This window comes from Cytobacillus firmus (assembly GCF_023715565.1).
Lineage (GTDB): Bacteria > Bacillota > Bacilli > Bacillales > Cytobacillaceae > Cytobacillus > Cytobacillus firmus_C.
This window is the reverse complement of record NZ_JAMBOJ010000016.1, coordinates 19,660-35,432: the sequence shown is the minus strand read 5'-3', so window position 1 is coordinate 35,432 and position 15,773 is coordinate 19,660. Positions and strand designations below refer to the sequence as shown.

Sequence of the window (15,773 nt, the reverse complement as noted above, 5' to 3'; positions counted from 1 at the left end):
TCAGATTCACAGAAAAAATTGACTGAAAGTTCTAAATATAAGAGAATATAATATATCCATTTTTTCTCAAATGAGGTGAAGTCTTGCTGCAAAGCATTTTAAAATCAACAGGTGTATTTATGTTAATTATTATTGGATTTATCCTGATTCTTTTTCTTCCAAGAGAAAAGGAATTAACCTTTTTATCGGCCTTTCAAATTGAAGCAGATTACCCCTTCAGCTTTGAACTGTATGTGGAAAGAATTGAAGATTTCACAGGCCATATTTTAACTGAAAAAGGATTAGGGGAAGCCCGCACCGGACGCCCAGTTAGTGATGAAGCTGGAATATTTGTTGCGCGCAGCTTAAAAATTGTTCTGCCTGCTTTCATGGTCAGCATGCTTCTTGGCACACTAATGGGTGCTGTCCAATTTTACCGGAGAACAAAATTCACCGGGAAACTCCAGAATTTTCTTTCCTGGATGTTTTCTTCCATACCCGATTTTTTTCTGTTTATTGCCATACAGTATCTTTTCATTCTGATGATGCAGCATGGTCTTCCGCACTTTAAGCTATATGGACATGAAAATTGGTATAGCTTTTTTTTGCCGCTCATTTCATTATCCCTGTTTCCATTTTTGCACATGTCCCGTTTTACATCGGCTGCTCTTGAAAATGAAATGGGCGAAGAGTATGTCCGCACAGCATATGCAAAAGGGCTTGGCCACTTTAAAGCACTTCTTCACATGCTCTGGAATTGCTGGTCCCCCATTATGAACCAGGCGCAGCTGGTGATGCTCTATATCCTATCAAGCCTTCCAATCATTGAAAAGCTGGCAGGCTATAACGGGGCAGGCAAGGAACTTCTATTCAGCATATCATCTAATGATGAAATTAAGGCACTGTCCCTAATGCTTCCCTTCCTCTTCATCATGTTTTTAACTATTATCCTTTCACAGACAGCAAAATTATGGCTCGTCCAAAAGGAAAGGGTGTGAGGGAGATGCGATTTTTATTATGGATCAGGAAACATGCTTTATTTTGCTTAGGAACCTTTTTGCTGCTGCTATTGCTGGCAATCACATTTGCAGGACCATATCTTCCATTTGTTGACCGTGAGCTAACAACGATTACATACATCCTAAATGAGGAAAAGAAGCCAGTTATACCGCCTTATCCGCCATCAGAGGATTACATATTGGGCACTGACAAAAGCGGACGGGATATACTCAGCCTGATCATCCTGGGAGCAAAAGAAACCATTTTGCTTGTTGCCTGTATAACTGTCCTTCGCTATGTACTGGCCATTCCGCTCTCCTTTCTTGCACACAAAAAATGGCTGGGTACACACCTTTTGCTAAAATGGCTGAATGGACTGCTGTCATATATTCCAACCATCATCATTATCATGCTTCTTGCCATGCTGCCGCCATTTTTACTGAGTGAATACCGCCCCTTATTCCTGCTCCTTATTATTGCTCTGGCAGAAATGCCCCGTGCTGCCGAAATGATAAAGCTGGAATTTGATCAGATTTCATTTAAAGAGTATATATATGGAGGGATTGCTGCCGGAGCTTCACCATACAGGCTTTTCAGAATATACTATCTTCCTCTTTTATATAGTAAGCTTCTTGTATATATGGTTACTGATCTTGGAAAAGTCATGTTTCTGCTTGGTCAATTAGGGTTTGTCGGCATTTTTATTTCGCAGGATTTTGTTCAATCCATGACAGGAGATTGGCAATTGGTCAATAATTCGATTTCTTGGCCAATGATGATGATGAAAGCCTTTGAGGATATAAGAGGCCCAATTTGGATTCCTTTTTTCTCGGCATTTGCCATGACCTATGCCATCTTAACTTTTAATATATTCGCAGAGGGATTAAAATCATTTTTCACCAGGAAGGTCCGATATATTTAGATGACCCAGCAGGGATTATTAAAATAAGCTTTTCTTAATATAAACGTTATTAATATTTTTTGTTACAATAAGCTTAATAGGACAGAAGCAAGAGGTGGATTATGAAAACAGAAGAAATTAAGGCAGTTCTTTCCCAGTTCTCTCTTTTTAAAGAGCTGAACAGCGAAGAACTGGATAAAGTAGTTGAGATATCCATATCACGGGAATGGAAAAAAGGAAGTCATGTTTTTCTGCAGGACGACCCGCTGGATAATGTTTATTTTATTAACAACGGCAGAGTTAAGATTTATAGAAGTGATATTAGTGGTAAAGAACAGATTGTTGCCATCCTGGCAAAAGGCGAGATGTTCCCTCACGTGGGATTCTTTAGAAAAGGCGGGTACCCGGCTTTTTCCGAGGTGCTGGAAAACGCTCAGCTCGTAGTTGTGCCCATTTCGCAATTTGAAAAGGTGCTTATAGAAAATCCGGAGTTATGTATTAAGGTGTTTAAAGTCCTTGGCGAGAAGATTGTCGATCTGCAGGAGCGCCTGGAATCGCAAATTTTAAACAATACTTACGAGCAAATCATTAAATTGCTTATCCGGCTTGCCAAAATGCATGGAAAAAAGCTTGAAAACGGCACCTTTGTTTTAAAAGGGGACTTTACCAATAAAGACCTGGCTAATATGATTGGCACCACAAGGGAAACGGTCAGCAGGACTTTAACCAAAATGAAAAAAGAAATGTTAATTGAAACAGACCAGGATGGACATTTAATCATAAACCCTGATCAACTATTAGAGACAATATTTTAAAACCGCAACTTGCGGTTTTTTCTTTTTCCTGATTATTCAACAGGAACATCCACCCAATAGGCGGCATACGATATGTTGAAAAATCCTGTTTGAGAGGGGATGGATGGATATGGAGGATCCAAAGAAAAAGGATCGAAACGAACCATTTGGGGATTTGATGAGATCAATGAATCAGCTTTTCCATGAAAAACCTGGCAGAGGATTTCTGCAGACAATGGATGATTTCTTTAAAAATCCCTTCCCGGCTTCTTCTTCCTTCCATGTTGATGTTGCTGAAACTGAAAAGGAACACATCATTAGTGCGGAACTTCCGGGAATAAATAAAGAGCAAATACAGATTGATATCCTGGATAATTATATAACCATTTCAGTTAAATCCTCTGAGATAATAACGGAAGAAGATGAAAAAAACAAAATTTTCCGCAGGCAGCAAAGCATGCAGCGTTCCAGCCGGACAATTCCGCTTCCACAGCCAGTTAATGAAAAGAAAGTAAAAGCGGTTTACCAAAATGGTCTTTTGCAAATTACAGTACCTAAGCAGCAGGGAAAAAGAATCCTGATCGATGAGAAGTGATTCTGGCTGCACTTTTATAGAATCTGGTTAAACAAAAACAAGCAGTATCATGCCTGCTTGTTTTTGTTTGGGTTATCTAAGCTGGGCTTAACTGTTCAGTTTAGATGTATCAATCCAATTATTGAAATAGCCTGTCGGAACACTGAAGTAATCCTTTGTGAAGGATATAAACTCCTTCGTATCGACCTCTTTATAGCGGAATTTCTGATAGTAATCGGACAGGAACTGCATCCCCACATCCTTTGGAGATTCCCCTTTCAAGGTATACTTTTCCTGAATCATTTGTAAAATCTCCAGAGCAGGCTGACCATAAATATATCCTGTATGCTTTACCTCATTAACCGGCACATTTGAATATTGCCTGCCTAAACCAGCTTCCTCGATTGCCTCCATCCGATAATGGGAGATGCCAAATGCCTGCTGTTCAGCTTGATTTTGTCCTGCATAGAAATACATAGAGGTGGCAAATTCAGTGATTCCTTCATCAATCCACGCATTGTTGTATGGGTCATTGGCTACTGCTCCATAAAAATACTGATGAGCAATTTCATGGACAATAGAAATATCATAAAACCTTTTATCATCAATATAAGGATTTATAGTGACTATACCGGGATATTCCATGAATTGCCCTTCATCCAAAACAATATCAAGCTGCTCATGCGGGTAATCTCCAATTTTATTCTGATAGAAAGATAGTGCTTTTTTAGCCAGTGTTAACGATGCTTCCGGGTTTTTGTCATGATTCCCTTTTGAAAATAGTCTGACCTTCACACCGTCTTGCGCTTCCGTTTCATACACTTTCATATCCTTCATGACTGCAATGAAGAAATCCCTGACCTTTTTAGCTTTAACTGTCCCCTCATTTTTTCCTTTTGCCGGATCTATTTCTGCTGTAGAAGCCAGGGAATACCCTTCAGGCAGCTTATAGGAAACTTTGAAATCAGAGAAGCCTGTATGAAATGTTTCCAGCCCCTCCATATAAGGCTCTTTGTTCCATTTGCCTTTTTGATAGACTGCAGCCATTGGGTACCATTGAGCAAGATAATAATTTGTGCCTGCTTTTGAAAAACGGCTGCCTCCCTCTGGTACTGTAAATCCATATTGGATCTCCACCTTATGTCTGCTTTTATCTTTCATTTCCGGTTTTAAGTTTATTGTCAGCGTATCACCATCCAGCTTAAAAGAAGCTTTTTGCCCATTCACTGTCACTTTTTCGATCTTCGCTTCAGACGATCCTTCAACAGAATCAAATGAATGTCCCTCTTTAAAAACATTCGGAATGAAATAAAAGATAAGCTCATTCCAGTTATTATCTGATTTGTTTTTCAACTGAATATTTGCATTAGCAGTAAAATAGCCTTCAGCGTTCATTTCCAGATCAATTTTATAATCCGCCTTGCTGCCGCTTTGGACGCCTGTATTTGAATTCTTTGCAGCCACAGCATAGACACCTGCACCTGCAAAAGCAATCACTAATGCAGCAAAGCCGGCTTTAGGGCCGGATAATGACCAGAATTTCTTTTTTCGGCCATATTGTTTTCTGGAGGGCCTTATTAATGGCTCATGCCCAGTCTTAATCCAGGGAGTACGCTGATAGTTTGATTGAAAACGGTTCTTCAGTCCATTTGCCAGCAGACTGAAAGACACAGTTGCAAGTAAAAGGACCGCTAATGGTGCAATTAATATATGGGTGCTGCCATAAATATTTAATCTTGCTTGACCAACCAATCCCGCCAGTTCCTTTGTTGCTGAAAGGAAGATGATGGGGTCATATCTCATAATGGTTCCGCCGACAAATATATTTATTAGTGCCAGCTGGCCCATAAGGGCGATTACGTACACAATTTCAAGTATAAACATTACCAGGAACGTTTCCTTTAACTGAGGAAAAACATGCTTCCAGATCAGACGGTGTTTTCCGGCCCCCAGGGCTTTTGCAGCTTCAACATAAACAGACTTATATAACTGTGCGGTTTTAAGCCTTACAGAAGATACAATGCTTGGAATGCTGATGACTGACGCAATGACAATAAAATAAACAATTAACACATTTTGCTTAAGAGTACTGTTGAAGCTTATTGGGGCAAGGAAAAAATACAGGATAAGAAACAGAGGTACATAGCTCCATGCATTTTCGAAAGCAATCAGCCAGCCTGGCGTCCTTTTCAAGGTGCCCGCATACAAACCGATAATTGTTCCAAATGCCATTTTTATAACAGTCACAGCAGCTGCAATAAAAACAGTGTACCTTAATCCATATAAAATCATGGATAAGATATCATAACCCCATTTATCGGTGCCCAGCGGATAGGAAGAGGATTCAAAAGGCTCCATTGGCGGTGCCAGAACCTTCCCGTTTGTATATTGTGTTTCTAAAACCGATGTTAATGAATGCGGTGCCAGAATAGGCCCGAATATGCTAAGAAAAAGCAAGCCGGTAACCATAACAGTTCCGATAATTAAGGAGTAATTTATTTTTATCAGCTTATTCATAGATAAAACCCCGTTTAAACAGATAGAATATGAGTCTATTAGAAATATAGACAATTAAAGAAATCAGAAGCATTGCAAACAAGCCGATTGCAATCGGCTGAACTCCGCTGCTCTGAAAAATGAATTTTGTTATGCCGGAAACATTCATAATATGTTCAATAATAAAGAGATTTCCAATAGCCAGGGAAATCACTTTGACAAGTTCAGATTTGATAAATGGCTCTAAATTTTTGAAGACATGCTGAAAGTTTATGTAATTTAAGCCCATTCCTTTAGCAACTGCAGTCTTAATGTAGTCCTCCCCGCTTGTCTGATAATATTTGACCGACACGAGCTTAAATAAATATAGTGTCGGGGCAATCGCTGCAAGCACTGTGGGAAACCAGGTGTTAAGGGCTCCTCCATCCGGCCTGAGTGAAATCACTCTGATACCGGTCATTTTATATATTTTAACGGCAAGAATCATAGACATCACTATGATGATAAAGTCAGGTATGGCCGCAAGAATATTCATGAATGCCCCAAAAAGCTTAGTAAGCCTGAAGCGGCTGATAAATACCCCGAAAATTAGACTTATAATTAAGGATGCATTTACAGCAATCAATACGATCAGGAGACTGGTAAAAAAGTTATCAGCAATGTCCCCGGCTATAGGACGTGTCTGCATCCCAAGCTCATAGGTACCAAGGCTGCCCTTGCTTATTTCAGAAATAAAATCTCCATAAATATGCGGCAGACTTTCGAAGCTCCATTGCAGACTCCCGCTCAATGGATCAACAGATATAATTTTTGGCAGAGCTGCTAGAACTAAAATTAATACAAATATAATAAAAATTTGCTGGACAGCACGAACCATATTACCCCCCCTTTATGACTAAGAGTCATTTTTTATTTTTTCACTTTTATCTAAATTTTGTCAATCATACAACTAAATTCTCATAGATAATATTCCCTATATACCTTTAAAAATAGACCGGCTATTCTATTTTTAAATATATTTAATCTTTTTTCAAGTCTGATTTTTTTAAACCATAAAAAAAAGGCCTGTGCGGCCATGATCCTTTAAGCTTTAAATATTCCGCCAATCCCTTTAACCATGGATGATACCTGCGTGACTGCAGACATCATCTGGCCTGCTGTGTCCACCATTTTATTGAGATCCAGTGATCCATCCTGGGATTTAAATGAATTCATAATGCTTTGCACGCCAGATGGCTGTTTTGGAATGAAGGATTGCTTTGGATATGGATTCATGTATGGCATTTGCGGAGCTGCTGGCTTGCTTGGCTGATTTCCATAATAATCTTCAGATTCTAGCGGATTCTGAAAAATACCTGCATTTTTTGATCCTGTATGTGAGTAATATCCGGGATCAAAATTTTGCTGCGGATAGGGCTGGTGCGGAAAACTCTGCGGCATTCCTGTCATTTGCTGCGGCTGTTGGTATTCCATATTAAAAGGCGAAAAATAAGGATTATACTGTTCGGCAGCTTGGTTATAATTCTGCAATGGCTGCTGCCTCATATAATATTGGCCATTGGTCCCCATATAAAATGGATCAAAGTATACATTTTGATTTAAATGGCCGTATGGCTGTATATGGCTCGTTCTATTCATTACTCGGCCAAACATGGGCAAACATCCTCCCCATTCAATAAGATAAGTATATTAGCGATACTATCAGGCAGTAGCCTTCGCATTATCACCATTACAATATATGAATGATTTGCCCAGAATGTGAAAGGAGTAAAAAATGAGCAAAAAAGGAAGCGCTTTCCGTTTTTGTCTAACTATGATGAAAGATGTCGGAAGTTTGATTTTTTTAAAAACGATGAAAAATAAATTTTCATGTTAGGATATAAAAAACAAATCGTTTCTTGTCCGCTTTTTCATTTACCGGATGCGGGGAAGAAATTTCTCCGCGAATCTATTCCAGAGGAGGAAATATCATGAATGTTCACGAACTACAAATGAAGTTTCATCAGCTGCGGGAGTATACTCCTGAAAATGTTAATGAATTATTGGATTTTGCTAAAAAGGCCTATATCCATAATGAAATTTCCAGTACAGATTATCGAAATCTCGTTCGTGAGCTCGAAGCTCAAGGAGCGGCCGTTCCAGAAAGCTACAAAGATAATACCCTCCAGGATTCAGTAAATGCATAAGAATTCAATGAAAAAGGGAGCCTGATTCAGGTTCCCTTTTTTTCATCACTTAATAATATTATCAACTGCTTTAACACATACACAGCCGAATTAACATAATTAATGAATCTTGTTCTGCTTGTTTCAGGAAAAAATGCCTGAATGGAAACCATTTCAATATGTTCAGAAGCAGATTCAATTTGCTGTGAATAAAGATTTCGCGGTTTATGGATGCTAACCCACTCCCGGGCTTCTTCTTTCCATCTGTCATTTATGGATTTAACCTCATCAGCAAAAGGCTTGACTTCATTATAAAAATCACCCTTTTCACCTGATTCCTTAACCTTTATATACCTGCTGTCCGAGATCTCCACATATTCAAGCAGCAGTTCTGTCATTTGCTGCAGCGAATTTTCATTTACCATGGGCTTCATCTCCAAAAATAAAAGTAGCTAGTCAATTTTAGCTACTGAAGGATACTGCTATTCTATTCCACTTAGAAGCCGAGTTCAAGCTTCATTCGTGCTGATTTTTTTGCGCTTTCTAAACTGTCTGTCTCAGACCTGATTGCCGTCATATCTTCTTCAATCACTTCGAGTCTGCTTTCACAAGCCTCTATTTTCTCTGACTGTTCATAATACCAATCCTGCCGAAGTCCCGACAAATTAGACTCCAGTACATTTTCAAGCACTTCAAGCTGATCGTATATTTCCGAAAGCATGGCCAGCAATTCTTCTTTTTCTACCATTTTTCCCTGCATTCAAAAAACCTCCCGATTTCTTTTTCTCCTTGCCATCTGCTATAAATACAACGAAGGATACAGTGAAAATTTGCTTTGTGCCTACATAAATTCTATCTTCCCTGAGGGTTTCCTCCATGCATGACAAAACTAGAAGTGATTCGCCAAAGAAAGTACTTATTTGCATAGAAGCGCCAAGGTTTCGACAGCCTCCGAAGAATGAAAATCACAACATTGAACAAACTAATGAACGGAGGTGTTCTGTTATGGCAAAAAAAGAAAAACAAAATAAAGTTCAGCCAAAAAAGCTGGAAGAAACAAAAGCTGGCTATGGCAACAAGAAGCTTGAAGGTCCTGACCGCCCTTCAACTTAACAGAAGAAAAACGGAAGCGGAATGGCTTCTGCTCTCGACTGGCAGGCGCTGGAGCTTAATACAGACACTAAAAAAGCAAGGGACCCCTTGCTTTTTTGTTTGCAGTATTATTCTGTTAGCAAATTGAGCGAAATATTTTTCCCAGCCTGGCAGCCTTGTGAAGCTGGTCCTGCTTATGCAAATACCATTTTGTAATATGGACGGGATGTTTTAGGACAACCGATTCTGATGTCCATTTACTCTTTATGCGTTTTTTGACAAACCAATCATTAAATTGATGTATGTGATGAGTGATTATTGGGTATGTACAGCGTAAGAAAGGAGTAGTTCTCCGTTTGCTTCCATTAAAGTATTTCTCATAATCGTTCCTTGAACCCGTATGAACCGTCCTTAAAGCAAATTCATACACGTCGTCATAATAACTTGTGTCAAATAATATTTCTGCCAGCCGTTTTCCAAGATCAATTCTTTTGGACACCGAGCGGAAACCATTTACACTCGCCCCGTATAATTCCCCTTTACAAGTAGGGAAGATGACTGAACTAAAATGAAGATAATCCTGAAAGGAAAAAAGCAATGTATGAAAAACTTTATTTTTATAAATAGAATGCTCCATTACAGGCTCTTGAATAACATTTTGTTCGTTGATAATCAGTGAAATCATTAACCTCTTTTTATTTCTATTTTTCCAGAAATAAAGCCACTCCTTTTCCATAAAGGCCGATACATGAAAAGTTTTTAATAAATGAAACATTGGCCTATTTAGTTTCGTCGAATAATGATAGAGGAGCAGCTGGGGAAATGCATCCTGAAAAATCAGCCAATTGGCCCTTTCATATGTAATATAAAGCATATCCCTGAATTTCTTTCCTATCAATTTAGGAAAACAGCTTCCTTCAAGATCGCACATATTCCAGCCGGCATTACGGGATACCATGGAGGCCAGGAACGCCCAGCGTATTTCAGGATGCTTTTTGTAAAAATGAAAATAAGCTTCCGTTCTCGAGATATTGTCTATGTTATATTTGGCTGTCATTTTCATAATATGATCCTTTATTGCCTGTTCCTTTTTTTCATGTCTGTTCAGGAATTTCCAAGAAAGCGACACCGCAATTCACCTCAGAGAAAATGAATGTTCTATATTTGGGCGTCAGGCAGCATCCGGGTAAAACCTGAAAATACTGCTTAACTGGAGTTTCCTATATACTTTGTTATTTAGAACTTTTTATTCAACCAAATCGTGCGTACATTTGTTATCATAGGGAGTAGCTGAAAATGAGGTGAATGCATGAATTTCCACTATCCTAATGGCAGGAGATATACCCCGCCTGCTAATAGCGCCAAAAAACTGACTCCAGAGAAGAAATGGACCTACAGCAATCGCGGAATGACACTGGAGGAAGATATAAATGAAACCAATGAATTCTATTTGGAGCATGGAATAGCCACTATTCATAAAAAGCCCACGCCTGTTCAAATCGTACAGGTCGATTATCCAAAGAGAAGTGCAGCTGTTATTAAAGAAGCTTATTTCAAACAAGCATCAACAACTGATTATAATGGTGTGTATAAAGGCAGGTATATTGATTTTGAAGCAAAAGAAACCCAGAACACGACCTCCTTCCCTTTAAAGAATTTTCATGAGCACCAGGTAAAGCACATGGAGAAAGTTTTAGCCCAGAAAGGGATTTGTTTTGTCCTCCTCCGCTTCTCGGCTACCGAAGAAGTTTTCCTGTTAGAGGCACATCATCTGCTCTCATATTGGGAGAGAATGAAGGATGGGGGGAGAAAATCAATCACCAAGGGTGAAATTGAAATGAATGGCCATTACATTCCGCTTGGATTTCAGCCAAGAATTGACTATATTAAGATAATAGATTATCTTTATACCCTTAAATAACTAATTTACAGTTCCATTGTCAGAAAGGATGAACATAGATATGACAGAAAAATATCAATCAAGGGAGGAGCGCCGCAAACAGCAATCCCAGCCTAAAAAGAAGGGCAAGAAAAATGGCACGAGCACTTTTAAACGCATTTTCCTTATTTTAATTGCCCTCGGAATTGCTGGAATGCTCTTAGGAGCAGGCGCTTTTGCTTTTATGGTGAAAGACGCACCAAAGCTTGATGAAAAATTGCTGAAGGATCCCATTTCTTCACAGATTTACGATATGGAGGGCGAATTCATAACAGATGTAGGCTCGGAAAACCGGGATTATGTCGCTTATGAAGACATCCCAAAACTTGTGGAAGACGCCTTTTTGGCAACTGAAGATGTCCGCTTTTATAAACATAATGGAATGGACTTAATCCGTTTAGGCGGTGCTGTTATCGCTAATGTGACGCGCGGATTCGGTTCTGAAGGGGCAAGTACGATTACCCAGCAGGTGGTAAAGAACTCCTTCCTGAATAATGAAAAAACGCTTAGCAGGAAAGCCCAGGAAGCCTGGCTTGCCTTCCAGCTTGAACGCAAGTATACAAAACAGGAAATCTTTGAAATGTATGTGAACAAGATTTATATGTCCAAAGGCCATGGTGTTTTAACGGCATCGAAAATTTTCTTCGATAAGGAACTTAGTGAGCTGGAGCTTCATGAAGCTGCCCTCTTAGCCGGCATGCCGCAGAGCCCGAACAATTATAATCCTTTTGACCATCCTGACAAGGCAGAGAAAAGGAGAAATATTGTCCTTTCATTGATGAATCAGCATGGTTTTATTACAAAAGAAGAAATGGAAGCAGCCCAAAAGGTTCCTGTGGAATCTACACTTGTAGCTGAAGAAAAAAGAGAAACAAACGAATCAAAATATGACTCGTTCATCGATGTTGTCTTGGATGAAGTTGAAAAAAAATATCCGGATCTTAACCCATATTCTGACGGGCTGAAAATATATACTACACTCGATCCAAATGCACAGAAACACGTAGAAAATATTTTAAACACTGATGCAGCTGTAGCCTATCCTGATGAGAAGTTTCAGGCGGGTATCACCCTTCTTGATACAAAGACAGGAGAAATCAGAGCAATCGGCGGAGGACGCAATCAGGAAGTAAAACGCGGTTTTAACTTTGCCGTGGATCAAAAAAGACATGCCGGTTCAACCTTTAAACCAATTGTCGATTATGGACCAGCAATTGAATATCTAAAATGGGGAACTTACCAGACAATTGTTGATGAACCTCACACATATTCCGGAGGTACAAAAATCAATAACTGGGATGGAAAGCACATGGGTCCTATGTCCATGCGGGAGGCACTTGCCCGCTCACGCAATATTCCGGCTCTGAAGACACTTCAGGAAGTCGGGACTGATAAGGCATTGGAATTCACCAATAATTTAGGCATTCCAATGAAAGAGATGTATGAGTCCTATTCTATCGGCGCTTATGAGGTTTCTTCCCTTCAGGTAGCCGGTGCATACAGTGCATTTGGAAACAATGGCTTCTACACTGAACCACATGCCATCAAGCAAATTGAAATGCGTGACGGCACGAAACTTGATTTGAAACCTGAATCTGAAGTAGTAATGAAGGATTATACTGCATTTATGATCAGTGACATGCTGAAAAGTGCAGTTAAATCTTCTTACGGAACAGGACGTCTGGCTGATGTACCAGGATTGCCAGTTGCAGGGAAAACAGGGACTACTAACTATACGGATGAACAGGAACAGGAATTTGGGATACCTCGAGGTGCCGTGCCTGATGCCTGGTTTGCAGGCTATACAACTAACTATACTGCAGCTGTCTGGACCGGCTATCAGGATAGAAAAAATTATATCCCGGCCGGCGATGAGCAAAAAATTGCTCAAAAGCTTTTCAGCAGCTTAATGGCACATGTTTCAGAAGGAAAAGAAACAGAAGACTTCAAGGCCCCTGACTCTGTAGAGAAGGTAGCCATTGAAAAAGGCAGCAATCCTGCCAAACTGGCAAGCCAGTACACACCTAAGGAGCAAATCATTTATGAGTATGCTGTAAAAGGCAATGCTCCGACACAAGTATCCGAGAAGTTTGATAAACTGGACTCGCCTTCTGGACTGTCAGCGAACTTTGACCAGGATGCAAATGAAATCACATTATCATGGGATTACCCGGGAGATGCAGAAGGTACTCAATTTGAAGTGACTGTATCCGTAAATGAAGGCGGAGATCAGCAGCTTAGCGTTACTTCAGAAAAAGGCTTGAAAATTGCCAACCCTCAGCCAGGAGCTGTGTATACCTTTAAAGTAACAGCATTTAACGGTGACCAGCAAAGTGATCCTGCTTCTGTAAAAGTAGAAATCCCCGACCCAAGCCTCATCGAAGAAGATGAAACGGAAGGTGAAGGGCAAGATGGAACGGAAGAAGAAGAACAGGAAGATCAGGAAGATCAGGACAATCAAAATGGTGAAGGCGGCCAGGACGGAAACCAGGATGGCGACGATTCTGGAAATGGTAATGGTGAAGGTTCCGGGGATGACTCTGGAGATGGTCAAGGAACTGGAAACGGTGATGGTGAAGGTTCCGGAGATGGCGATACAGGTACTGGAGATGGCAATACAGGTACCGGAGCAGGAACTGGAACTGGCGGAACTGGCGGAAACACCGGAGGAGCTTCCGGAAATGGATCTGAATCCAGTGGCGGCCGTAATTAAATAAAGCTAATGAAAAAAGCGCTGATTCAGATTTGAATCAGCGCTTTTTCTTCATTTGTTCCAATGCCAGCATCTTCATATATTGCTTCTCCATTTCAGCTATCAGTCCAGACAGCTGTATGTAAGAATGATATAAAGCCGGACGTGCAAAAATGAAATCCAGCCGTTCTTTTATATTCACTGGCTTTATGGATAATTCCCCGGGATCGGATAAAAGGTTTACCGGCTTCCCGTTTGTCCAATAGAGCATCTGCAAAAACAATCCCAGAGATACTTTCATCGGATCTAAAGCAGCTTTAAGGTCCCGGTTTGTGAAGTGCATACCAAGAAGATCCTTCTGTCCTGCCCACTCATCAATCAAAACCGGAATATATTCAGCATTGTTTTCCCAAGGTTTTACTGCAGGGATACCCGCATAAAAAGCCGCTTCATATAAAAAGGGCGGCAGCGGCTGGTAAGTGAAAAGAGATTCTTCGTTAACAGCCAATGAATCACCCCTTTTATAAAACAGGGTATGGCATAAATGCGCTTTAACAGGTATGACGATTTCTCCGGTCATTTTGCCTGCTTCACCTTCATTCGTTTTTTGCCCTCCCTGCATAAATCGAGCAGCGGACAGATTTCACATTGAGGATTTTGTGCCTTACAGTGATATCTTCCAAAAAAGATCATACGATGATGTGTAATCGACCATTCATCCATCGGCACTTTCTTCATCAATGCCTTTTCAACTTCCAGTACAGAGTCCTTCCAGCGGCAGAAACCGAGCCTTTTGCTGACTCGTTCAACATGAGTATCAACTGCAATGGCAGGCACTCCAAAAGCCACTGAGACAACGACATTAGCAGTTTTGCGGCCTACTCCGGGAAGCTTTGTCAGCTCATCTCTGTCACGCGGCACTACCCCTCCATATTCATCGAGAAGCAATCTGCATAGCCTTTGGATATTCTTGGCTTTGTTTCGATAAAGACCAATGGAGCGGATATCCTCCTGCAATTCCTCTATGGAAACATTCAGGTAATCCTCAGGAGTTTTATACTTTTGGAACAGGTTCCTTGTCACTTTGTTAACCAGTGCATCAGTACATTGTGCAGACAGTGCCACCGCTATGACCAGTTCAAAAGGGTTGGAATGATTCAATTCGCAATGTGCCTCCGGGAACATTTCTCCCATTTCATCAAGGCAGTGTCTAATTTGTGTTTTATTTAACAAAAAAATCACCAACTTACTGTCTTCATTATTTTTTCGGGCAGCAGTGACTGCTTACTGTTCAAGCCAATTATAAAAGGGAACAGATTTCGTTGTCTGTGACGGAGTATCCTCCCTCTTCGTCCTTTGCTGTGCTTGATTCTGCCTGAATTTTTTTCCATAGCTTTTAGCCTGTTCAATCGTTTTTATGCCGTTCTTTTTCCATTCAAAAAGGATTCTGTCTATATACCTGAAATTCAGTTTACCGGACAGGACCGATTCTCTTAAGGCAGCTTTTATAATATGGGGATCATGGTGGTCATCATCCATCCAAAGAGCAAGTGTCTCACATTCAAAAGGTGAGAGCGGCCTGCCAAACTCCCTTTCAAAGCAGGTATAAAGATCTGTTTCCTCCTGCTGCATATTAGCAGCTTCCTCTTTTTTACCGCTGAGCAGAAACTGATCAATGAGCTTCTCCCAAAGCGGATCAAGATGGTAACTTTCATATCTGATTCCACCTTCAGAGTAGCTGTCTTTAATATCAATAAAGCCTTTTTGGATTAGTTTTCTTAGCATTTCCGTGCATTCCGCCACAGAAATAGTCATGCGGGAAGATAATTCTACAGGGGTGGGAAATTTATTCCCATGTTCAATATAGGAAATTACATGAAGTATCAGGACGAGTTCATGCTCATTCAAATTCATTTCTTTATATTGTGAAAGCAGGACTCCAGGAATTGATATATTACCTTCCTGAAGCCATTTTAATAAACTATTTTTAGACATTCGGGACACCTCCTTCTCAGTATATCATGAACATAGTGACCAAAGTGAGTTGAAAAAACGGTAACTTTTCCATGAAGGTTCAGCTTGACTGCCTTCTTCTGAATGTTCTAACGAAACCGGAAGAAGCAAAAAATCCGCGGGAGGCGG

General features: G+C 40.3%; 16 protein-coding genes. 7 read left to right on the top strand and 9 right to left on the bottom strand.

Translation table 11 applies throughout. The features are described from left to right. Positions 1-83 precede the first annotated feature (83 nt). The 4 genes from M3205_RS08395 to M3205_RS08380 all read left to right on the top strand — a co-directional run bounded on the left by M3205_RS08395 (position 84) and on the right by M3205_RS08380 (position 3,268). The gene (locus M3205_RS08395) at positions 84-977 is read left to right on the top strand and encodes an ABC transporter permease subunit (protein WP_251169485.1); all 894 of its coding nucleotides are present in this window, start codon (positions 84-86) and stop codon (positions 975-977) included. Positions 978-982: 5 nt separating this feature from the next. Further along, on the top strand, positions 983-1,900 hold the full coding sequence (locus tag M3205_RS08390; RefSeq protein ID WP_251169484.1) for a peptide ABC transporter permease: 918 nt from the start codon (positions 983-985) through the stop codon (positions 1,898-1,900). Between the two features lie 101 nt (positions 1,901-2,001). After that, on the top strand, positions 2,002-2,694 hold the full coding sequence (locus M3205_RS08385; RefSeq protein WP_095244646.1) for a Crp/Fnr family transcriptional regulator: 693 nt from the start codon (positions 2,002-2,004) through the stop codon (positions 2,692-2,694). A gap of 109 nt (positions 2,695-2,803) precedes the next feature. Beyond that, the gene (locus tag M3205_RS08380) at positions 2,804-3,268 is read left to right on the top strand and encodes an Hsp20 family protein (protein WP_251169483.1); all 465 of its coding nucleotides are present in this window, start codon (positions 2,804-2,806) and stop codon (positions 3,266-3,268) included. 87 nt (positions 3,269-3,355) lie between these two features. Here M3205_RS08380 and M3205_RS08375 read toward each other — a convergent pair whose 3' ends face one another. The 3 genes from M3205_RS08375 to M3205_RS08365 all read right to left on the bottom strand — a co-directional run bounded on the left by M3205_RS08375 (position 3,356) and on the right by M3205_RS08365 (position 7,396). Further along, a complete protein-coding gene (locus tag M3205_RS08375; protein ID WP_251169482.1) occupies positions 3,356-5,764 on the bottom strand; it encodes an ABC transporter permease subunit in 2,409 nt (802 codons plus the stop codon). Beyond that, positions 5,757-6,620, bottom strand: coding sequence for an ABC transporter permease subunit (locus tag M3205_RS08370; protein WP_095244648.1), 864 nt, complete (start codon positions 6,618-6,620; stop codon positions 5,757-5,759). Before M3205_RS08370 ends, M3205_RS08375 begins: the two co-directional genes overlap by 8 nt. 206 nt (positions 6,621-6,826) lie before the next feature. Continuing rightward, entirely contained in the window at positions 6,827-7,396 is a 570-nt protein-coding gene (locus M3205_RS08365) for a YppG family protein (RefSeq protein WP_251169481.1), read from the bottom strand. 317 nt (positions 7,397-7,713) lie between these two features. On the opposite strand from M3205_RS08365, the gene M3205_RS08360 reads away from it, so the two are divergent. Continuing rightward, a complete protein-coding gene (locus M3205_RS08360; protein WP_061792775.1) occupies positions 7,714-7,929 on the top strand; it encodes a YppF family protein in 216 nt (71 codons plus the stop codon). 26 nt (positions 7,930-7,955) lie between these two features. On the opposite strand, the gene M3205_RS08355 is transcribed toward M3205_RS08360, so the two are convergent. The 3 genes from M3205_RS08355 to M3205_RS08345 form a co-directional block, all read right to left on the bottom strand. Further along, a complete protein-coding gene (locus M3205_RS08355; protein ID WP_251169480.1) occupies positions 7,956-8,333 on the bottom strand; it encodes a YppE family protein in 378 nt (125 codons plus the stop codon). Between the two features lie 71 nt (positions 8,334-8,404). Further along, on the bottom strand, positions 8,405-8,668 hold the full coding sequence (locus M3205_RS08350; protein WP_251169479.1) for a hypothetical protein: 264 nt from the start codon (positions 8,666-8,668) through the stop codon (positions 8,405-8,407). 468 nt (positions 8,669-9,136) lie between these two features. Then, positions 9,137-10,129, bottom strand: a complete 993-nt coding sequence (locus tag M3205_RS08345; protein ID WP_251169478.1) for a DUF2515 domain-containing protein — start codon at positions 10,127-10,129, stop codon at positions 9,137-9,139. Between the two features lie 180 nt (positions 10,130-10,309). Between M3205_RS08345 and recU the strand changes: the two genes are divergently transcribed. Next, positions 10,310-10,921: a Holliday junction resolvase RecU gene (recU, locus tag M3205_RS08340; protein WP_095244652.1), complete on the top strand. Its 612-nt coding sequence runs from the start codon at positions 10,310-10,312 to the stop codon at positions 10,919-10,921. A gap of 40 nt (positions 10,922-10,961) precedes the next feature. Beyond that, on the top strand, positions 10,962-13,652 hold the full coding sequence (locus tag M3205_RS08335; protein WP_251169477.1) for a penicillin-binding protein 1A: 2,691 nt from the start codon (positions 10,962-10,964) through the stop codon (positions 13,650-13,652). A gap of 37 nt (positions 13,653-13,689) precedes the next feature. Here M3205_RS08335 and M3205_RS08330 read toward each other — a convergent pair whose 3' ends face one another. From M3205_RS08330 to M3205_RS08320, 3 genes are read right to left on the bottom strand one after another with little or no spacing between them, the layout of a single operon-like run. Next, a complete protein-coding gene (locus M3205_RS08330) occupies positions 13,690-14,211 on the bottom strand; it encodes a YpoC family protein (RefSeq protein ID WP_251169476.1) in 522 nt (173 codons plus the stop codon). Then, complete coding sequence (gene nth, locus M3205_RS08325) at positions 14,208-14,864, bottom strand: endonuclease III (RefSeq protein ID WP_251169519.1); 657 nt, start codon at positions 14,862-14,864, stop codon at positions 14,208-14,210. The genes M3205_RS08330 and nth overlap by 4 nt, the downstream gene beginning before the upstream one ends. Positions 14,865-14,915: 51 nt before the next feature. Next, positions 14,916-15,626: a DnaD domain-containing protein gene (locus tag M3205_RS08320; RefSeq protein WP_095244656.1), complete on the bottom strand. Its 711-nt coding sequence runs from the start codon at positions 15,624-15,626 to the stop codon at positions 14,916-14,918. Between the last annotated feature and the right edge of the window lie 147 nt (positions 15,627-15,773).

Bases quoted from the DNA above. Each gene is read 5' to 3' on its own strand.
- M3205_RS08350 (WP_251169479.1), bottom strand. From the start codon at position 8,668: ATGCAGGGAAAAATGGTAGAAAAAGAAGAATTGCTGGCCATGCTTTCG.
- M3205_RS08320 (WP_095244656.1), bottom strand. From the start codon at position 15,626: ATGTCTAAAAATAGTTTATTAAAATGGCTTCAGGAAGGTAATATATCA.
- M3205_RS08375 (WP_251169482.1), bottom strand. From the start codon at position 5,764: ATGAATAAGCTGATAAAAATAAATTACTCCTTAATTATCGGAACTGTT.
- recU (WP_095244652.1), top strand. From the start codon at position 10,310: ATGAATTTCCACTATCCTAATGGCAGGAGATATACCCCGCCTGCTAAT.
- M3205_RS08360 (WP_061792775.1), top strand. From the start codon at position 7,714: ATGAATGTTCACGAACTACAAATGAAGTTTCATCAGCTGCGGGAGTAT.
- M3205_RS08355 (WP_251169480.1), bottom strand. From the start codon at position 8,333: ATGGTAAATGAAAATTCGCTGCAGCAAATGACAGAACTGCTGCTTGAA.
- M3205_RS08385 (WP_095244646.1), top strand. From the start codon at position 2,002: ATGAAAACAGAAGAAATTAAGGCAGTTCTTTCCCAGTTCTCTCTTTTT.
- M3205_RS08365 (WP_251169481.1), bottom strand. From the start codon at position 7,396: ATGTTTGGCCGAGTAATGAATAGAACGAGCCATATACAGCCATACGGC.
- M3205_RS08335 (WP_251169477.1), top strand. From the start codon at position 10,962: ATGACAGAAAAATATCAATCAAGGGAGGAGCGCCGCAAACAGCAATCC.
- M3205_RS08370 (WP_095244648.1), bottom strand. From the start codon at position 6,620: ATGGTTCGTGCTGTCCAGCAAATTTTTATTATATTTGTATTAATTTTA.
- M3205_RS08390 (WP_251169484.1), top strand. From the start codon at position 983: ATGCGATTTTTATTATGGATCAGGAAACATGCTTTATTTTGCTTAGGA.
- M3205_RS08330 (WP_251169476.1), bottom strand. From the start codon at position 14,211: ATGACCGGAGAAATCGTCATACCTGTTAAAGCGCATTTATGCCATACC.
- M3205_RS08380 (WP_251169483.1), top strand. From the start codon at position 2,804: ATGGAGGATCCAAAGAAAAAGGATCGAAACGAACCATTTGGGGATTTG.